Raw genomic sequence first — 17,526 nt, 5'->3', positions numbered from 1 at the left:
GGCAGGCGTTCAGGCCTCGCGCTGCCGCAGGCTCTGCCAGGCCGCCTCGCCCAGCGCCTTGATCTCCTCCTCGGTCGGCGCGTGCGCCCCGGCGAACCACAGCCGGCACATCTCCTGGGTGGGCCCGAGCCAGAGCACGTAGCACATGGTGGGGTGGACCGGCTGGAGCTCGCCGTTCTTCATGTGCGGCTTCCACCAGTCGGAGACCTGGCGGAAGAAGGTGCGCCGGGCCTCTGCCACCTCGGCGCCGCCCGGCTCGTTCTTGCGCGGCGGGCGCTCGCTGACCAGGATGCGGGCCTGCTCGGGATACTCCCCGGCCCAGCGCATGTGGAAGGCCGGGATCGCCTCGATGCCGGCCTTCGCGCCGTCGTGGCTGGTCAGCTCCGCGAGGAAGGCCGCCTGGTAGGAGGCGAGGATCTCGGCGTAGAGCACGCCGTAGACATGCTCTTTGCTGGCGAAGTGGTGGTAGAAGCTGCCGACGCTGACGCCGCTCTCCTCGCGCAGGCTGGCGAGGGTGGTGGCGGAGACGCCGTCCTGGCTGAAGCGGCGCAGGGCACCCTCGATGATGCGGGTGCGGCCGTCGCGTCCGTTCTTAGCAGTCTTCACAAGGTCAATGGTGTACCACTAGAACCTTATTCTGCAAATAGCCCTGCCGGTCCGATCATAGCGATCACCTCCACGGCACCGGAAGAGACGGAATATCGTGCTTCGGGCCACGCCCTGCGGATCATGCGCAGGACCCGGCGGTTCTCGCCCAGGACGTCCATGCCGACCGTCTCGGCGCCCCTGAACCAGGCCCGCGACAGGATCGCGTCGATGAGCCTGGGCCCGATGCCGACGCCCTGCCACTGGTCGGCCACCACCACCCCGATCTCGACGTCGGCGCCGACCGGGCCGCCCCGGTAGGACATCGCGTGGCCGACGATCTCCCCCTCCAGGACGGCGACCATGGCGTCCCGCGTCTCGTCCACGGCCAGCAGGCCGCGCACCAGGCACGGCGACGGGCGGCCCAGCCCGCTGAAGAAGCGCAATGTCTGGGTGTGCAGGGACAACCCGCTCAGGAAGCGGGTGAGCGCCTCCTCGTCCTCCGGGGTGACCGGGCGGATCTGAGTTCCGAGCATAGACTCAGCATCCTCCGCTCGTCTGGGTCTGTCAATTGAACTCAGATATGATGGGCGGATGAACGTGGCCTTCCGGGTGGACAACTGCTCGATCGAGCGCACCCTCGGCATCGTCGGCGAGAAGTGGACCTTCCTCGTGCTGCGCGAAGCCTTCAGCGGCGTGCGGCGCTTCGCCGACATGCAGGCCATGACCGGCGCCCCCCGGCAGGTGCTCAGCGCCCGGCTGGCCCGGCTGGTGGACGAGGGCCTGATGCGGAAGGTGCCCTACCGCGAGCCGGGGCAGCGCCAGCGCGACGAGTACCGGCTCACCGACAAGGGCCGCGACCTCTATCCCCTCCTGGTGGCCCTGATGCACTGGGGCGACCGCTACCTGGCCGACCCCGAGGGCCCGCCGGTCGTCCTCACCCACCGCGACTGCGGCGCCCCCATCGAGCAGGTCTTCCGCTGCGCCGAAGGACACGAGGTCCCCGGACCGCGCGAGGTCACCCCCGAGCCGGGGACCGGCGCCAAGCTCCAGAGCGCCTAGAGCTCAGCCTCCACTCGCAGGGCCGACAACGTCCGGCGGAAGTCGAGCAGCGCCGCCAGCGCGGCCAGGCTCAGCAACACCGCCACCGCCGAGGTGCGCAGCAGCAGGAAGCCCTGCACGCTCTCGTGGAAGAGCACCCAGGCGCTCAGCGACGCGTTGCCGAGCTGCACGCACCCCCACATCAGCGACTGCCGCCGGAAGAAGCGCCGCATCGCCGGATGCTCCTGAACCCGTGCCGGCATGGGCACCAGATCGCAGGCCACCCGCCTGGCCAGCGGCCGCCGGGTCGGGGCGGAGAAGAGGAAGACCAGCGCGACGCAGAACACCCCCGCGATCGGCGGCAGGAAGTAGAACACACTGTTCCCGGTCACCAGCGCGAAGGCGGTGCGCGCGGTGATCGCCGCCATCGCGAGGATCACCAGCCCCGGCAGGACCGCCCGGCGGCTCAGCCGCCACAACGCGCACCCGAACACCCACAACAGCCCGGCGATCAGCCCGGCCGACAGGTCGAACAGGAAGATTCCGGCATAGGTCACCACCGGCGGCATGATCATCGATTCGACGACCCGCGGGATCGCGTGCCGGACGAGAGCCGGCAGCGGAGGCATGGTGAACGGCGCCGCGATCGGCGCCGCTTCGAGCACAGACATACGAGAGCGCAGCTCCTGAGGGATGGAGCGTTCCGGGACAGCTCACGACCGTACGCGATCGACGCCGACTTCGTCCCGCTTTCGCAAGTGACGGCCTCGGAGTCCGGTGGCCCGACCGGTGCCCACGGTGCCTACCCTGGATGACGTGTACCGCTTCCTGCTGACCCCTCGATGGCTGACGCTCCACGTCGTGGTGCTGCTGGTCATCCCGGCCTTCGTCTTCCTGGGCAACTGGCAGTTCGGGCGGTTCGAGGAGCGGTCCTCCAGCAGCGACCTGATCACCGCCAACCTCGCCGCCGCGCCCGCCCCGATCGGCCAGGTGCCGGCCACCGAGGCCAACCGCTACCGCGCGGTCACCGCGAGCGGCGCCTACGACCCGGCCAACCAGTTGCTGGTGCGGCTGCGCTCGCAGAACGGGCGGCCGGGCTACTACGTGCTCACCCCGCTGGTCACCGCGCCGGGGCAGGCGGTCCTGGTCAACCGCGGCTGGGTCAAGGTGGGCGCGACCGCGCTGAGCGCGCCCGAGGTGCCGCCGCCGGCCACCGGCCAGGTGACGGTGACCGGACGGCTGCGGCTGAGCGAGACCGAGGAGTCGACCGGGATCAAGGAGCGCGCCGGGGCTCCGGCCGGGCAGATCCTGCTCATCGACACCGAGTCCATCGCCGGACGCCTGCCGTACAAGCTGAGCGGCGGGTACGTGGAGCTGATCGAGCAGCGGCCGGCGGCGGGCACCTCGCCCGAACCGGTGCCGGCGCCCGACGTGGGCGCGGGCGGCGGGCTCAACTTCGCCTACGGCGTGCAGTGGTGGTTGTTCATCGGCGTCGCGATCGGCGGCTGGTTGTTGCTGATCAGACGCGAGGTCGCCGATCGGCGTCAAGCCGCGCGGACTGAAAGCGCCTCGGTCGGGTAGGGGCGAGGCCGGGTCCGCAAAGCAGCAGTACCCTCCTCAAAATGGCGGGCCCTCGTGCCCGAGCCTGGCACGGGCACGGAGCGACCGGGATCGCCGGCCCCTTTCCCCCTCCGGCGATCCCGGGTCCGCTTGTTCGACGCCTCACGCACGTCGTACGGTTACCTGCGTGACTACGGCGCTCCTCCCCCACCCCGAGCAGAGGCGGCGCGACTATGTGATCATCTCCGCCGACGATCACCTCATCGAGCCCCCCGACCTGTTCGAGCACCGACTGCCCGCCAAGTACGCCGAGGCGGCGCCGAAGGTCGTGGAAACCGACGCCGGCCACCAGGTCTGGCGGTACGGCGGAGCCACCTACCCCTGCGTCGGCCTCGACGTCGGCGCCGGCCTGCCGCGCGAGCAGTGGACGCTGGAGCCGGTCCGCTTCGAGAACATGCGGCCGGGCTGCTACGACATCGAGTCCCGCATCGAGGACATGGACCTGGCCGGCATCTGGGCGGCGCTGTGCTTCCCCGGCATGCTGGCCGGCCAGTCCGGCATGCCCTTCGCCCGCACCCGCGACCAGGACCTCGGCCTGGCGCTGGTCAAGGCCTGGAACGACTGGCACATCGAGGTGTGGGCGGGCACCTACCCCGAGCGCATGATCGGCCTGCAACTGCCGTGGCTGCCCGACCCGGAGGTGGCCGCGCAGCAGATCAAGGAGAACGCGGCGCGCGGCTTCAAGGCGGTCGTCTTCCCCGAGTTCCCCACCCGGCTGCGGCTGCCGTCGATCCACACCGGCCACTGGGATCCGTTCTTCGCCGCCTGCGAGGAGACCGGCACCGTCGTCTGCCTGCACACCGGCTCGTCCTCGTGGTCGCCGGTGCCCTCCCCGGACACCCCCATCGAGGCGATCACCACGATGATGCCGGCCAGCGCGATGTTCGCCTGCGCCGACTGGCTGTGGTCGGGCGTGCCGCTGCGCTTCCCTGCGCTGCGCATCCTCATCGTCGAGGGCGGCGTGGGCTGGGTGCCGATGCTGGCCGAGCGGGCCGACTACGCGCTCGACCACCCGGTCGCCGGCGAGGCCTCCTGGGACGGCGGGCTCAAGCCGAGCGAGGTGCTCAGGCGCAACTTCTTCTTCGGCACGCTCGACGACCACGCGTTGTCCGGCGTCCGCCTGGCCGTCGGGCTCGACCACGTGCTGCAGGAGAGCGGCTACCCGCACTCCGACTCGACGTGGCCCGACACCCAGCAGGCGGTGACGCGCAACCTCGGTCAGCTCCCGCCGGTAGATCTGGCCAGGGTGGCCTACGGCAACGCCGCGCGCCTGTTCGGCCACCCCCTGCCCTCCCGAGCCTGGCTCAGGCGGGAGTCGATCTGATCAGCCGGCGGCGTTCGTGCTCGACGTAGTCGCCGCTCTGCCCGAGCAGCGAGGCCATGAGCCACAGGAAGACCCCGAAATCGTCGACGACGCCGATCCCGAGCAGGAATTCCGGGATGGCGTCGACCGGCGAGATCAGGTAGACCAGGCCTAACGCCATCATGGTCAGCTTGCCCTTGCCCAGGGCCGGGTAGTGGCCCCGGCCGGCGGCGCCGAGCATCCGCGGGATCGCCCGGAGCCTGGCCATCAGCCCCGGGGTCCCCGGACGTGAGATATCCCTGTACGTGCGCCACGCCCTGACAGCTTTTGTCATCGTGAGCACCTCCCTCACGACTCAACGCAGTGCCCCGGCGGGCGGGTTCCCTAACGCGCCGCCGGATGCTCGAACGGCCGGGCCGCCTCGACCTGCGACGCGACCCGGACGAGCAGATCTTCGCGGCCCATCGCCGCCACCAGTTGCACGCCGACCGGAAGCCCCGCCGGGGTGCGATGCAGCGGCAGCGAGATCGACGGCTGGCCTGTGGCGTTGAACGGCGCGGTGAAGGAGACCGCGTGCGCGGTCCGGCCCAGCGCGGTGCTCAGGTCGTCTTCCGGGATCCAGCCGAGCTCGAACGGCTCGACGCCGAGCGACGGCGCGAGCAGCAGGTCGAACCGGCCCCACCAGGCGGCCATGCGGCGGCGAAAGGCGTCCGTCCACTGCGTCGCCCGGATCTGCTCGGCCGCGGTGTGCCGGGCCGCCCCTTCGGCCATCGCGCGGTTGCGCGGCTCCAGCTCGGCCAGGTCCACCGGCCGGCCGCGCCACTGGCCGACGTTCTCCACCTCGGCGGCGACGTTGTTGGCCACGATCGCGCCGAAGTACAGCGGGAAGGCCGGATCGGCCAGCGGCGCCGGATGGGCCTCCACCACGTCGTGGCCCAGGCTCTCCAGCAGGTGCGCCGCCCCGGTCACCGCCGCGACCAGCTCGGGGGACGCCGGGACGTCCTTGCGCGGGTGGGCGGTCACGAAGCCGATCCGCAGCCGGCCCGGCTCGATTCCCACCTCCTCGGCCAGCGGCCGGGGCAACGCGGGCGCCACGTACGGGTCGCCCGGCTCGTAGCCCGCGACCAGGTCGAGGGCCGCCGCGGTGTCCCTGACCGTGCGCGTCACGAAGCCCGAGCAGGAGAAGCCGTTCCAGCCCTCGCCCATCCCGGGCCCCGAGCTGACCCGGCCGCGCGACGGCTTGAGGCCGACCAGGCCGCACAGGCTGGCCGGGATGCGGATCGACCCGCCGCCGTCGCTGGCGGTCGCGATGGCCACCATGCCCGCGGCGACGGCCGCCGCCGAGCCTCCGCTGGATCCGCCCGCGCTGTAGGCCGGGTCGTAGGGGTTGCGGGTCGGGCCGAAGGCGACGGGCTCGGTGGTGATCGTCGTGCCCCACTCGGGGGTGTTCGTCCGGCCCAGGACGACGAAGCCGGCCTCGCGTAGCCTGGCCACGCCGTACCCGCTCTGGAGCACCCGGACGCCGTCCAGGGTCCTCGACCCCGCGTTGTACGGCTCGCCCGCCTGGGCCCAGCCGAGGTCCTTGAGCAGGATCGGCACCCCGCGGAAGGGCGCGGTCTCCGGGATGGCGTCGAGCTCGCCGAGCGCCTTGTCGAAGCGGCGGTGCACGACCGCGTTGAGCTCGGGGTCGAGCGCCTCGATCCGCGCGATGGCCGCCTCGACCAGCTCGCGGGGCGAGACCTCGCCCTTGTGGACGGCACGGGCCTGGGCTAAGGCATCCTGTTCGAGCATGGCGGGATCCTCTCTAGCGGGGGGCGAGGGCCCGGACGGCGTCCTGGATCGACACCTCACCGCCCGGGATGAGCGCGAGCACGGGCGTGTCGAGCCCCGCGTCCACGTACTGCTGGACGCGGGCCCGGCAGGTCTCCGCGTCGCCGTGCACGACCAGGGCGTCGACCACCTCGTCGGGCAGCGCCTTGAGCGCGCCCTGCCGGTCGCCGGCCGCCCACGCCTCGTGCATCGGCCGGAGCAGCTCGCCGCGGCCCAGCCAGTCGTGGAAGGCGGCGTAGACCGGCACGTTGAGGTAGGTGGCCAGCATCCAGCGGGCCATCTCGCGCACCTTGTCGACGTCCTCGCTCACGCACACGAACAGGCGGGCGATCAGCTCGGTCTCCGGGCCGATCTCCGCCCGCACCTTGCCGACGTCCTCGGGCGCGAGCCAGTTGGTGATCGCGCCGTCGGCCTCGGCGGCGGCCAGGTGCAGCATGCGCGGCCGGAGCGCGGCGAGCACGATCTTGGGGGCGACCTTCGGCGCGCGCTCCAGCTTGAAGCCCTTCACCGCGAAGGTCTCGTAGGTCTCGCTCACCTTCTCCCCGGCCAGGGCGCGCTTGAGGAAGCGCAGCGTGTCGCGGGTGCGGGCGTACGGCTTGACGAACTCGCCGGCGTTCCACTGCTCGACGATCGCCGGGGAGGAGGCGCCGATGCCCAGCACGAACCGCCCGGGCGCCAGGTCGGCGAGGGTCGCCGCGGACATGGCCAGCAGGCCCGGCCCCCGGGTCGAGACCGGGACGATCGCGCTGCCCAGCCGCAGCTCCGGCGCCCATTCGGCGGCCAGCGCCAGCGGCGTGAAGCCGTCCACCCCGTTGACCTCGGCCGACCAGGCGTCGGTGTAGCCGAGCGCGGCCAGCTCCGCGACGAGCTGTTTCGACTGGGCCAGTGAGCGGTCGAAGAACGGGATCGTCATGCCCCATGCCATGGCCAACCTCCAGAGAGCGGTCCGGTGCCTGCACCATACCAACCGGTATGTAGGGGTGCGCCAGAGCTTCAGCGCCCCCAGAACGGCCCGGCGGAGCACCGGCGACCCGGAGACGCTCCCAGCCGGCGCCAGGGCGGCACGGGCGTTTCTGGGCCGGCTCAGCCCCTGAGCTCCTGGATCGCCGCCAGGAAGTCCTTGGTGATTCCCCGCAACCCCGGCAGATGAGACAACCCCACCAGCCGATCCACCATCGCCACCGAAACCTCGATCAGCCGATACGTCTTCTCGCAGCCCGGCGAATTGTCATGCACCCAGAACAGGATGATCCCCATCGACATCAACCACAGCAGCTCGGGCAACTCCCGCCGCAACTCCGGATCCATCCGGCCTTTCGCCCCCTCGACCACCCGCCGGTAGATCGAGATCGCCGCCTCCCGCACCGGCGAGGACTGCGCGCTGAACGGGCTCAACGGATTGTCCGGCTCGGCCGCGTGCTTGAAGAACTTCACCGCGAACCCGTGATACGGCTCCGACACCTCGACCCACGCCTTGAGCACGCCGCTCAACCGGGCCGCGAAAGCCGTCTCGGTCGCGAGCAGTTCCCGGCAGGCCTCCTCGTGCGCCGCCTGCGCGCGGTCGTAGTACGCCTGGATCAGCGCTTCCTTGGAAGCGAAGTAGTAGTAGGCGTTCCCCACGGAGACCCCCGCCTCGGCGGCGATCGCCCGCATCGTGGTCGCCTCGTACCCGCGCTCCCGGAACAGGCGCAGCGCCGTTTCGACGATCACCTCGCGGGCGTTCCCTCGGGGTTGGGACACACCGCCCAGCCTACCGAAAGTCATGAATTGGCACGGTGATCACGGTCACCTGGCAAAGATCGCCACGGTACAGGAATGAACCACTGTGCGCAGTGGGATTGATGTTTCTGGCGGAAGGGCTATGTCCGCAGAGAAAGCGATAGACATGTGGATACGGCTCCTTGGAGTAACCCTTCTGGGCGCAGTGGTCTCTGTCAACGCACTGGCTTCGGCGGCCTCGGCCGCACCGGTGACACCCCGGCACGACTCGGGACGGCATGCGCCGCCGCCGACCATCCGTACCTACGACTTCTCGGGCGTCGTCCAGGCCGCGCGCTGGTACGCGGGAAAGGTGGCCACCAAGGCCGCGGCCGCTGAGCTCGCCCGGCGACCACGCCCGGCGCCACGGACCGTGCGCGTCTCGCACGGCCACGCCATCCGCGCCCTGAGCTCGGCCGGGTTCCGCTGGAAGTCCAGCGGGCGGTGCGTGGACCGGCGGGTCCGCTGGTGCACCTCGCTGCAGGCGGTCCGGTCCGACACCATCCACGACGCCATCGCGCTCAAGCGGGCCAGCGGGTGCCCGATCATGGTGACCGGCGGCACCGAGGCGGGGCACGCGCCCGGCCACTTCAGCCACGCGCGGGGGTACAAGCTCGACATCGCGCACAACGGGTGCATCGACCGGTTCATCACCGGCAACTATCCACGGGTCGGGGTGCGGAGCGACGGGTCCCGGCTGTATCGCTCACCAGGCGGCACGGTCTTCGCCGACGAGAGCGATCACTGGGACATCCTGTTCCGCTGACCGTTCCCGGCTCGTCGACACCGCCTGCCGTACGGCAAGCACAGGCCCGGTTCGGCCACCGCCTGCCGTACGGCAAGCACAGGCCCGGCTCGGCCACCGCCTGCCGTACACCCGGAAAAGGCCGAGCCCGGCACCCCTTCCAGGAGGTGCCGGGCTCGGCGGGGACGGTCAGAGCTCGGCCGCGACCAGCTCAGCGATCTCGGCGGCGTTCAGCGCGGCACCCTTACGCAGGTTGTCACCGCACACGAACAGGTCGAGCGTGTTCGGGAAGTCGATCGCCTGGCGGATCCGCCCGATGTAGGTCGGGTCGGTGCCCACCACGTCGATCGGCGTCGGCCACACGCCGTTGGCCGGGTCGTCCACGAGCACGACGGTCGGCGCGGCCTCCAGGATGCGGTGCGCGTCGGCCACGGTGATCTCCCGCTCGAAACGGGCGTGGACCGCCAGCGAGTGGGTGGTGACGACCGGCACCCGGACACAGGTCGCGGAGACCTTGAGGTCGGGGATGCCGAGGATCTTGCGGGACTCGTTGCGGAGCTTGAGCTCCTCGGAGGCCCAGCCGCCGTCCTTGTAGGACCCGGCCCACGGGATCACGTTGAACGCGATCGGCGCGGGGAACGGCGACTCCTCGGTGAGCTTGTTGCCGAGCGCCTTGCGCACGTCACCGGCGGTCGAACCGACCGTACGGTCACCGGCGAGCGCCTCGATCTCGTCGTAGAGCCGCTCCGGACCGGCCACACCGGCGCCCGAGACGGCCTGGTAGGAGGCCACGACGAGCTCGGTGAGCCCGAACTCGGCGTGCAGCGCGCCGATCCCGGCCATCATCGACAGGGTGGTGCAGTTGGGCGTCGAGATGATGTTGCGCGGCCGGTTGCGCACGTCCTGCGGGTTGACCTCGGGCACCACCAGCGGCACGTCGGGGTCCATCCGGAAGGTGCCGGACTTGTCGACCACGATCGCGCCACGCGCGGCGGCGATCGGCACCCATTCCTTCGACACCTCGTCGGGCACGTCGAAGATGGCGATGTCGACGCCGTCGAAGACCTCGGGGGTCAGCGCCTGGACGACCAGGTCCTCGCCGCGGACCGGCAGAAGCTTGCCGGCGCTGCGGGCCGAGGCGACGAGACGGATCTCGCCCCAGATGTCCTCGCGGTTGGTCACCAAGTCACGCATCACGGTGCCCACGGCACCGGTCGCCCCCACCAGGGCGAGAGTGGGCCTGCTCATCGTCCGCTACCTCCGTACACCACTGCTTCAACCTGGTCCGAGTCGAGGTCGAAGGCCTTGTGGGCGGCGGCGACCGCCGTGTCCACGTCACCCTGACCCACGATCACCGAGATGCGGATCTCCGAGGTGGAGATCATCTCGATGTTGACCCCCGCGTTGGCGAGGGCGGCGAAGAAGGTCGCCGTGACACCGGGGTGCGAACGCATCCCCGCGCCGATCAGCGAGATCTTGCCGATCTGGTCGTCGTACTGCAGCGACTCGAAGCCGATCCGCTCCTGGATCTTCTTCAGCGCGGTGAGCGCCGTCGAGCTGTCCGTCGTGGGCAGCGTGAAGGAGATGTCGGTGCGTCCCGTGGCGGCGGCCGAGACGTTCTGCACGATCATGTCGATGTTGACTTCGGCGTCGGCCAGCGTTTTGAAGATGGCGGCAGCCTCTCCGACCTTGTCGGGAACCCCGACAACGGTGATCTTGGCCTCGCTCCGGTCGTGCGCGACGCCGGAGATGATGGGCTGCTCCATCTCGGTTCCTTCGGTGTAAGGGTCGGCCACGACCCACGTGCCTTCCTTGGTGCTGAAAGAGCTGCGCACGTGGATCGGCAGGTTGAACCTGCGAGCGTACTCCACGCAGCGCAGGTGCAGGATCTTCGCGCCGCAGGCGGCCATCTCCAGCGTCTCCTCGTAGGAGATGCGCGGGATCTGACGCGCCGCGGGCACGATGCGGGGGTCGGCGGTGAAGATGCCGTCGACGTCGGTGTAGATCTCGCAGACGTCCGCGTCGAGCGCCGCGGCGAGCGCGACGGCGGTCGTGTCGGAGCCGCCGCGGCCCAGGGTGGTGATGTCCTTGGTGTCCTGCGAGACGCCCTGGAAGCCGGCGACGATGGCGATCTGGCCCTCGGTGAGGGCGTCCTGGATCCGGCTCGGCGTCACGTCGATGATGCGCGCGTTGCCGTGCGAGGAGGTCGTGATGACCCCCGCCTGGGAGCCGGTGAAGGACCGCGCCTCCGAGCCCAGGTTGGCGATCGCCATGGCCAGCAGGGCCATCGAGATGCGCTCGCCGGCGGTCAGCAGCATGTCGAGCTCGCGCCCCGGGGGCAGCGGCGACACCTGCTCGGCCAGGTCGAGCAGTTCGTCCGTCGTGTCACCCATCGCTGAGACGATCACGACGACGTCGTTGCCGGCTTTTTTCGTCGCGACGATCCGCTGCGCGACCCGCTTGATGCAGGACGCGTCGGCGACGGACGAACCACCGTACTTTTGCACAACGAGCGCCACGAGAGTCTCCCGGTTTGGACTGTGAACGGCCAGTCTACCGGCGACCTCCCGGACGCCCGCTGAGCCGGACCACTATGTGGACAACGCCTCTTCGGCCACGTCAAGACGGGTGTGCGCGGCCAGAGCCTGCAACGCCCGCATGGCGGCGCCCGCGTGGTTGCCCCAGGTGTTGAAGTAGGAGTACTGCCACCACCACAACGCCTCCAGCGGGCGGCCGGCGCGGAAGTGCCGCAGCCCGTGGACGAGGTCGGCGGCGACCGCGGTCAGGTCGTCGGACAGGCGGTAAGGGGTGACGCCCGTGTCCTTGTACGGGTCGAAGACCTCCGCGTAGTCGTCGACCGCGCCCAGCCGTTCGGCGAGAGCCGTACGGACGCCGTCGAGGTCGGGGTCCTCACCGATCGCCGGTTCGAGGTTGCCCGCCAGGATGACGTCCTTGCTGGCGCCCAGCTTGGCGCCGGCCAGGCTGACCTGGGCGACCTCGACGAGCAGCAGCGACCAGATCGCGTCGCCGCCCTCACCGCAGGCGACCCGGGTCAGACCGTCGATGAAGTCCTGCGCGTGACCTGCGGTCTCCTCCGCGAGCGTGCTCCAGTGGTCAGACATCCAGCAGCCTCCGTCCTTCGAAAGCTCGGCCGAGCGTGACCTCGTCAGCGTATTCGAGGTCACCCCCGACCGGCAGCCCGCTGGCCAACCGTGTCACTTTGATGCCCATAGGTTTGATGAGGCGCGCGAGGTAGGTCGCGGTCGCCTCTCCCTCCAGGTTGGGGTCGGTGGCCAGGATCAACTCGGTCACCCGGCCGTCGGCCAGACGCGTCATGAGCTCCCTGATCCGCAGGTCGTCGGGGCCGACGCCGTCGATCGGGCTGATCGCGCCGCCCAGCACGTGGTACGTGCCGCGGAACTCGCGCGTCTTCTCGATCGCGACGACGTCCTTCGACTCCTCGACGACGCAGATGACGTGCGTGTCGCGCCGCGGATCGCGGCAGATGCGGCACTCCTCCTCGGAGGCGACGTTCCCGCAGGTCCGGCAGAACCGGACCTTCTCCTTGACCTCCAGCAGCGCGTGCGCCAGCCGCTTGACGTCGGCGGGATCGGCCGCGAGCAGGTGGAACGCGATCCGCTGCGCGCTCTTGGGACCGACGCCCGGCAACATGCCCAGCTCGTCGATCAGATTCTGGACGACCCCTTCGTACATGGCCTAGAACCCCGGCAACTGGCCGAGGCCGCCGCCGCCCAGCCCCTGCGCGAGCGGGCCGAGCTTCTCCTGCTGCAGGTCGGCCGCGGCGCGTACGGCGTCGCGGACGGCCGCGATGACCAGGTCGGAGATCGTCTCGGCCGTCTCCTGCGGGTCGGCGGCGTCGATGACGGTGGGGTCGATCTTGAGTTCGAGCAGCTCGCCGGAGCCGTTCACGACCGCCTTGACCAGGCCGCCGCCGGCGGAACCCTCGATCTGCGCGTCGTTGAGCTCCTGCTGGGCGTTCACGAGCTGCTGCTGCATGAGCTGCGCCTGCTCCAGCAACTGCTGCAGGTTGACATCCCCTGGGTTCACCGGTGTGCGCTCCTCGTGGCTCCGACTATTTGCAACTCCCACGAGCCTACGGTGTTTGAGCGCCGCCACGCACTGCGGCACTGAGGTGTCGGCGCGACGGCCGGTCGGCGGGCCTTTTCATGGCCGGTCGGCGGGCCTTTTCATGGCCGGGTGGTGCGGGCATTTATGGCCGGGTTCCGGCCCCCCTCCAGCGTCCGGAACCCGGCCAAGCGTCGGCCGGAGCGGCCGCACCATGCCGACGCGCCCAAAGAGAAGGTAGCGACTCCAACGTTGCGCACACGTTGCACTCAAGCAATCACCAAGCGCAATCTCCGGAATCGGTTGCGGCGGCACACCAATCGTCCGATGCTCACACATGTGACTGCCGACCTCGACGAGTACTCACGTCGGCTCCGCAACGCGCACGAGTCCGACGCCCCCTATCCCGGCCCGCGCCCGGAGATCTCCGAATCCTGGGGTCGTTCGTTCCAGGCGGGCGTCAGCATGCAGACCGCCGTCGCCCCGCTGGTCTACGACTCGGGCACCGTCGGCGACGTCCGCCGATCACACCCGCTCGACCCGCTCCTGCCCACGATCACCGGCGCGCTCCGGCGGATGGCCGACGAGACCGCGCACATCATGGTCATCACCGACGCCGGCGGCGGCATCCTGTGGCGCGACGGCCACGCCGCCACCATGCGCATGGCCGACCGCGTCGGCCTCGCCGACGGCCACCTGTGGGCCGAGGGCAGCGTCGGCACCAACGGCATCGGCACCGCCCTCGTCGCGCGCAAACCCGTGCACGTCTACTCCGAGGAGCACCTGCTGCCGGCCCTGCACGTCTGGTCCTGCAGCGGCGCCCCCATCGTCGACCCCGACACCGACCAGGTCCTCGGCTGCATCGACGTCTCCGGCCTGTCCCGCAGCCTCCACCCCGCCACCGTGGCCCTCGTCGGCACCGTCGCCCGGCTCGCCGAGAGCCAGCTCGCCCTGCGCATGTACGAGCGTGACCGCGTCCTGCGCGAAGCCTTCCGGCACCGGGGCGGCGTCCTCATCAGCTCCACCGGCCGCGTCCTCGCCGGCGACCCCGACGGCCGGCTCGGCAACCGCATCGCCGTGCCCGGGCCCGGCGGCTACACCGTCCTGCCCGACGGCGCGCTCGGGCTCCTCGAACCCTTCCACGACGGCTTCCTTCTCTTCCGTCCCCCTGCCGCCGCCGACCCGCCGCCGCTCCGGCTCACCTTCCTCAACGACGGCGCCCCCACCGCCCAGTACGGCGAGCGGACCCTCCTGCTGTCGCCCCGGCACGCCGAGATCCTCGCCCTCCTCGCGCTCCACCCCCACGGCCTCACCGGCGAGCAGCTCTCGTACTACCTGTACGGCGACGAAGGCAACCCCTCCACCCTCCGCGCCGAGATCCACCGGCTCCGTGCCCAGTTCGGCGGCATCGTCGAGGCCAAGCCGTACCGGCTCAACGCCCGGGTCGAGGCCGACTTCCTCGCCCTCAAGGACCTGCTCGCCACCCGCCGCACCACCGCCGCCGTCACCCTGTACGGCGGGCCGCTCCTGCCGCGCTCCGAGTCCCCCGAACTGCGGCGCGAGCGCGACGAGCTGGAGATCCAGCTCCGGGGGTGTCTGCTGGCGTACGGCACGCCGGAGGACCTCTGGACCTACGCCCAGACCCTCAACGGCCGGGAGGACTTCGAGGTGCTCGAACAACTCACCCAGGACCTCCCCGCCCACGACCCCCGCGCCTTGGCCGCCCGCAGCCGCCTCACCTTGGACTGACCGGCGGGTATCGGGCCTTGCGAGATGCCGTAAGGGACCCTCTGGGGGCCGCAGCGACCTGACCGATCTTCGGCCGGCCCCGCTGCTACGTGTGGTCGATCTCCCCGATCACCACGGCGCCCAGCTCCCGCTTGAGCAGTTCCATCCCGCCGACCTCGTCCACATCGGCGTCGGCGTCGTTGAGCGGATCGACCTCATCGGCATCCGCCCCCTTGCCAGGCACAGCATCCGGCCAGGCCGAAGCCCCACCCTTACGCGGCGCAGGCGGTCGCGGCCCAGCCTGTGCAGCGGCCCGCGCAGCCGACCTGGCCGCCGCCAGCCCAGCCCCAACCACCGGCGCACCAGCAGCCGCCCCACTTGAAGCAGAACCACCCGACGCGGGAGCCCCCGAAGCCGAGGAGAACCCGTTCGCCGCCCCCATCGGGGGACTACCAGGATCAGGCTCATCCGGCGCATCCGGCCACGACTCATCCGTCGTCGGCCGAGCCACCGCCTCCGGGACCACCCCAGAGCCACCGTTCCCCTGCCCAGGGCCACCGTGAGCCGCCCCAGCCGACTGCCCCGGCCCACCCGCGGCCTCAGCACCCCCCGAACCGGGAGCACCCGAACCAGCCCCAGGCCCACCATCCGCCGAACCCACCGAACCCGGCGCGGCCGGCGAACTCACCGCACCCGGAGCACCCGGCGACGAAGGAGAACCCGCCGAAGCCGGCGCGCCCGTAGAGCTCGGAGCGTAGGGGGCCGGCCTAGCCGACCCCCCGGGTTGAGCCCTTGGCGCAGGCGACCCCCCAACCACGGCCTCAACTCGCCAGTGCCCCCCGAGCACATCGTTGAGTACCGCCGCAACAACCGCGTCCTTGCCACCACCGGTGAAGTTCTTCATCGCCCCGACCTGGGTGAACCCAAGCGTGACGATGTTCCCCTCAACCCCCACCACCTGGGCGTTGGTGTTCACGTTCGCCCACACCACGATGCTGCGCGACTTCAAAGCCGCCAGAACCGCAGGCCACTGCGCCTGAATCCCCGCCAGCGCACTCCCACCACCCTGCGGAGCCGGAGCCGGAGCCGGAGCCTGGGGAACAGACGGGGCCGCCGCAGCCGCCCCCGGCCGCACCGCCTCAGGCCAGTCCCCCTCACCTTCGCCTGCCGTACCGGAGCCGGCGCCCTCAACCCTGGCAACCACCTCAGCCACCGGAGGCGGAGAAGCAACCGGCGCCGGAGGCTGCGCGGACACCGGCACCTGCGGCGAGATGGCCCCCGAATGGGACGCCCCAGCGGAAGAAGGAGAAGCCTGCAGCGCCACCTGGGAAACCACGCCGCTCCGCTCAAGCCGTTCAAGGCGAGCCAGCAGCGCCTCCTCCCCCTGCGCCGCCCCGGGCAACAGAACCCGCGCACACATCAGCTCAAGCAACAACCGAGGCGAGGTGGCCCCCCGCATCTCGGTGAGCCCGGTGTTGAAGATCTCCGCCGCCCGCGTGAGCTCCGCCGGCCCCATCGAGGACGCCTGCTGAACCAGCCGCTCCAGCTCATCGCCGGGCCGGTCGAGCAGCCCGCTGCTCGCCGCCTCGGGCACGTTGGCCAGGATCACCAGGTCGCGGAACCGCTCCAGCAGGTCGGTGGCGAACCGGCGCGGGTCGTGCCCGCCCTCGATCACCCGGTTGACCGCCTGGAACACCGCCGCGCCGTCCCGGGCCGCGAACGAGGTGACGATCTCGTCCAGCAGGTCGCCGTCGGTGTACCCCAGCAGGGACACCGCCCGGCCGTACGTGATGCCCGCGTCGTCGGCCCCGGCGAGCAACTGGTCGAGGATCGACAGCGAGTCACGCGCCGATCCCGCGCCGGCCCGCACCACCAGCGGCAACGCCGCCGGCTCGAACGGCACGTCCTCGGAGACCAGGATCTCTTCCAGCAACGCCTTCAGCGTCGCGGGCGGCATCAGCCGGAACGGGTAGTGGTGGGTACGCGACTTGATGGTGCCGATGACCTTTTCCGGCTCGGTCGTCGCGAAGATGAACTTCAGGTGCGGCGGCGGTTCCTCGACCAGTTTGAGCAGCGCGTTGAACCCTTCGCGGGTCACCATGTGCGCCTCGTCGATGATGTAAATCTTGAACCGCGCGGACACCGGCGCGAAGAACGCCCGCTCCCGCAGGTCACGCGCGTCGTCGACACCACCGTGCGAGGCGGCGTCGATCTCGATCACATCCAGGTGCCCCGGCCCCGTCGCGGCCAGCGCCACACACGACTCGCACTCGCCGCACGGCTCAGGCGTCGGACCCTTTTCGCAGTTGAGACTTCTCGCAAGAATTCGGGCACTCGACGTCTTGCCGCACCCACGCGGGCCGCTGAACAGATAGGCGTGGTTGATCCGCCCCGACCTCAGCGCCTGCCTCAGCGGCTCGGTGACGTGATCCTGCCCCTTGACCTCAGCGAACGTCCCGGGCCGGTATTTGCGATAAAGCGCAAGGCTCATGCGACCATCCCGCCTGCAAGGGGTTCAACGAAGAGACCCCCCGCACACCCATCAGAGCCCGCTTATCCTTGCTGCCTTCCGGCCCTGGGGAGGTTCACAGGATGACGCCGCGCGAGGGGTCCCTGAACAGTCTAACGCCGTCCGGCAGTGCTCGGACCCCCGAATTCGTGGTCACTTCACCGCCGGAAGTCCGGTAAGCTCGTCGGCGGAGGATTCGCCTAGTGGCCGAGGGCGCACGCTTGGAAAGCGTGTATAGGGCAACCTATCGGGGGTTCAAATCCCCCATCCTCCGCCAGCCAAGAGGGCCCCTGCCGGGAACACCGGCCGGGGCCCTCTTGC

At 70.6% G+C, this 17,526-nt stretch carries 18 protein-coding genes, 1 tRNA gene and 1 other RNA gene; 6 read left to right on the top strand and 14 right to left on the bottom strand.

All coding sequences use genetic code 11. The features are described from left to right. Positions 1–9 precede the first annotated feature (9 nt). Both ACIBG7_RS16880 and ACIBG7_RS16875 read right to left on the bottom strand, forming a co-directional pair. Positions 10–606, bottom strand: coding sequence for a TetR/AcrR family transcriptional regulator (locus ACIBG7_RS16880; RefSeq protein WP_357928542.1), 597 nt, complete (start codon positions 604–606; stop codon positions 10–12). A 26-nt stretch (positions 607–632) separates the two neighbouring features. Continuing rightward, a complete protein-coding gene (locus ACIBG7_RS16875; protein ID WP_397336779.1) occupies positions 633–1,121 on the bottom strand; it encodes a GNAT family N-acetyltransferase in 489 nt (162 codons plus the stop codon). A gap of 58 nt (positions 1,122–1,179) precedes the next feature. On the opposite strand from ACIBG7_RS16875, the gene ACIBG7_RS16870 reads away from it, so the two are divergent. Further along, the gene (locus ACIBG7_RS16870; RefSeq protein WP_357928536.1) at positions 1,180–1,647 is read left to right on the top strand and encodes a helix-turn-helix domain-containing protein; all 468 of its coding nucleotides are present in this window, start codon (positions 1,180–1,182) and stop codon (positions 1,645–1,647) included. Here the strand turns inward: ACIBG7_RS16870 and ACIBG7_RS16865 are convergent. After that, a complete protein-coding gene (locus ACIBG7_RS16865; protein WP_357928534.1) occupies positions 1,644–2,297 on the bottom strand; it encodes a VC0807 family protein in 654 nt (217 codons plus the stop codon). The two genes, ACIBG7_RS16870 and ACIBG7_RS16865, sit on opposite strands and share 4 nt — an antisense overlap. Before the next feature lie 145 nt (positions 2,298–2,442). On the opposite strand from ACIBG7_RS16865, the gene ACIBG7_RS16860 reads away from it, so the two are divergent. Next, a complete protein-coding gene (locus tag ACIBG7_RS16860) occupies positions 2,443–3,207 on the top strand; it encodes an SURF1 family protein (RefSeq protein ID WP_357928531.1) in 765 nt (254 codons plus the stop codon). A 166-nt stretch (positions 3,208–3,373) separates the two neighbouring features. Continuing rightward, the gene (locus ACIBG7_RS16855) at positions 3,374–4,570 is read left to right on the top strand and encodes an amidohydrolase family protein (RefSeq protein WP_357928528.1); all 1,197 of its coding nucleotides are present in this window, start codon (positions 3,374–3,376) and stop codon (positions 4,568–4,570) included. Here the strand turns inward: ACIBG7_RS16855 and ACIBG7_RS16850 are convergent. From ACIBG7_RS16850 to ACIBG7_RS16835, 4 genes are all read right to left on the bottom strand, one after another. Then, positions 4,551–4,817 carry a YkvA family protein gene (locus ACIBG7_RS16850; RefSeq protein ID WP_357928525.1) on the bottom strand — a complete coding sequence of 89 codons (267 nt, stop codon included), beginning with the start codon at positions 4,815–4,817 and terminating at the stop codon, positions 4,551–4,553. The two genes, ACIBG7_RS16855 and ACIBG7_RS16850, sit on opposite strands and share 20 nt — an antisense overlap. A 116-nt stretch (positions 4,818–4,933) precedes the next feature. Further along, entirely contained in the window at positions 4,934–6,340 is a 1,407-nt protein-coding gene (locus ACIBG7_RS16845) for an amidase (protein WP_397336778.1), read from the bottom strand. 13 nt (positions 6,341–6,353) lie between these two features. After that, complete coding sequence (locus ACIBG7_RS16840) at positions 6,354–7,292, bottom strand: LLM class F420-dependent oxidoreductase (protein WP_397336777.1); 939 nt, start codon at positions 7,290–7,292, stop codon at positions 6,354–6,356. A gap of 170 nt (positions 7,293–7,462) precedes the next feature. Further along, on the bottom strand, positions 7,463–8,119 hold the full coding sequence (locus ACIBG7_RS16835) for a TetR family transcriptional regulator (RefSeq protein ID WP_397336776.1): 657 nt from the start codon (positions 8,117–8,119) through the stop codon (positions 7,463–7,465). A 184-nt stretch (positions 8,120–8,303) separates the two neighbouring features. Here ACIBG7_RS16835 and ACIBG7_RS16830 point away from each other — a divergent pair, with 184 nt between their 5' ends. Then, positions 8,304–8,903 (top strand): hypothetical protein, encoded by a 600-nt coding sequence (locus ACIBG7_RS16830; RefSeq protein ID WP_357928514.1) that lies wholly within the window; start codon positions 8,304–8,306, stop codon positions 8,901–8,903. 168 nt (positions 8,904–9,071) lie between these two features. Here the strand turns inward: ACIBG7_RS16830 and ACIBG7_RS16825 are convergent, their stop codons facing one another. The 5 genes from ACIBG7_RS16825 to ACIBG7_RS16805 form a co-directional block, all read right to left on the bottom strand. After that, complete coding sequence (locus tag ACIBG7_RS16825; protein WP_397336775.1) at positions 9,072–10,130, bottom strand: aspartate-semialdehyde dehydrogenase; 1,059 nt, start codon at positions 10,128–10,130, stop codon at positions 9,072–9,074. Continuing rightward, positions 10,127–11,401, bottom strand: a complete 1,275-nt coding sequence (locus tag ACIBG7_RS16820; protein WP_357928509.1) for an aspartate kinase — start codon at positions 11,399–11,401, stop codon at positions 10,127–10,129. The genes ACIBG7_RS16825 and ACIBG7_RS16820 overlap by 4 nt, the downstream gene beginning before the upstream one ends. A gap of 72 nt (positions 11,402–11,473) precedes the next feature. Beyond that, the gene (locus tag ACIBG7_RS16815; RefSeq protein WP_357928507.1) at positions 11,474–12,004 is read right to left on the bottom strand and encodes a DUF5063 domain-containing protein; all 531 of its coding nucleotides are present in this window, start codon (positions 12,002–12,004) and stop codon (positions 11,474–11,476) included. Further along, positions 11,997–12,596: a recombination mediator RecR gene (recR, locus tag ACIBG7_RS16810; RefSeq protein ID WP_357928505.1), complete on the bottom strand. Its 600-nt coding sequence runs from the start codon at positions 12,594–12,596 to the stop codon at positions 11,997–11,999. The genes ACIBG7_RS16815 and recR overlap by 8 nt, the downstream gene beginning before the upstream one ends. A 3-nt stretch (positions 12,597–12,599) precedes the next feature. Next, the gene (locus tag ACIBG7_RS16805; protein ID WP_357928502.1) at positions 12,600–12,950 is read right to left on the bottom strand and encodes a YbaB/EbfC family nucleoid-associated protein; all 351 of its coding nucleotides are present in this window, start codon (positions 12,948–12,950) and stop codon (positions 12,600–12,602) included. A gap of 357 nt (positions 12,951–13,307) precedes the next feature. On the opposite strand from ACIBG7_RS16805, the gene ACIBG7_RS16800 reads away from it, so the two are divergent. Next, on the top strand, positions 13,308–14,717 hold the full coding sequence (locus ACIBG7_RS16800; RefSeq protein ID WP_357928500.1) for a GAF domain-containing protein: 1,410 nt from the start codon (positions 13,308–13,310) through the stop codon (positions 14,715–14,717). A gap of 85 nt (positions 14,718–14,802) precedes the next feature. Here ACIBG7_RS16800 and ACIBG7_RS16795 read toward each other — a convergent pair whose 3' ends face one another. Together ACIBG7_RS16795 and ffs are read right to left on the bottom strand one after the other, a co-directional pair. After that, complete coding sequence (locus tag ACIBG7_RS16795; protein WP_397336774.1) at positions 14,803–17,187, bottom strand: DNA polymerase III subunit gamma and tau; 2,385 nt, start codon at positions 17,185–17,187, stop codon at positions 14,803–14,805. Between the two features lie 28 nt (positions 17,188–17,215). Continuing rightward, positions 17,216–17,311, bottom strand: an RNA gene (ffs, locus tag ACIBG7_RS16790) — signal recognition particle sRNA small type. An 83-nt stretch (positions 17,312–17,394) separates the two neighbouring features. Between ffs and ACIBG7_RS16785 the strand changes: the two genes are divergently transcribed. Continuing rightward, positions 17,395–17,482 (top strand) — tRNA-Ser (locus ACIBG7_RS16785). Positions 17,483–17,526: the final 44 nt, after the last annotated feature.

It is taken from the genome of Nonomuraea sp. NPDC050328 (assembly GCF_044459405.1).
Lineage (GTDB): Bacteria > Actinomycetota > Actinomycetes > Streptosporangiales > Streptosporangiaceae > Nonomuraea.
The sequence above is the reverse complement of the archived record's forward strand: the minus strand, read 5'-3'. Positions and strand labels throughout refer to the sequence as shown.

Excerpts from the sequence above, each read along its gene's own strand:
- ACIBG7_RS16875 (WP_397336779.1), bottom strand. The coding sequence starts at position 1,121 with ATGCTCGGAACTCAGATCCGCCCGGTCACCCCGGAGGACGAGGAGGCG.
- ACIBG7_RS16870 (WP_357928536.1), top strand. The coding sequence starts at position 1,180 with ATGAACGTGGCCTTCCGGGTGGACAACTGCTCGATCGAGCGCACCCTC.
- ACIBG7_RS16865 (WP_357928534.1), bottom strand. The coding sequence starts at position 2,297 with ATGTCTGTGCTCGAAGCGGCGCCGATCGCGGCGCCGTTCACCATGCCT.
- ACIBG7_RS16850 (WP_357928525.1), bottom strand. The coding sequence starts at position 4,817 with ATGGCCAGGCTCCGGGCGATCCCGCGGATGCTCGGCGCCGCCGGCCGG.
- ACIBG7_RS16845 (WP_397336778.1), bottom strand. The coding sequence starts at position 6,340 with ATGCTCGAACAGGATGCCTTAGCCCAGGCCCGTGCCGTCCACAAGGGC.
- ACIBG7_RS16840 (WP_397336777.1), bottom strand. The coding sequence starts at position 7,292 with ATGACGATCCCGTTCTTCGACCGCTCACTGGCCCAGTCGAAACAGCTC.
- ACIBG7_RS16825 (WP_397336775.1), bottom strand. The coding sequence starts at position 10,130 with ATGAGCAGGCCCACTCTCGCCCTGGTGGGGGCGACCGGTGCCGTGGGC.
- ACIBG7_RS16815 (WP_357928507.1), bottom strand. The coding sequence starts at position 12,004 with ATGTCTGACCACTGGAGCACGCTCGCGGAGGAGACCGCAGGTCACGCG.
- recR (WP_357928505.1), bottom strand. The coding sequence starts at position 12,596 with ATGTACGAAGGGGTCGTCCAGAATCTGATCGACGAGCTGGGCATGTTG.
- ACIBG7_RS16795 (WP_397336774.1), bottom strand. The coding sequence starts at position 17,187 with ATGAGCCTTGCGCTTTATCGCAAATACCGGCCCGGGACGTTCGCTGAG.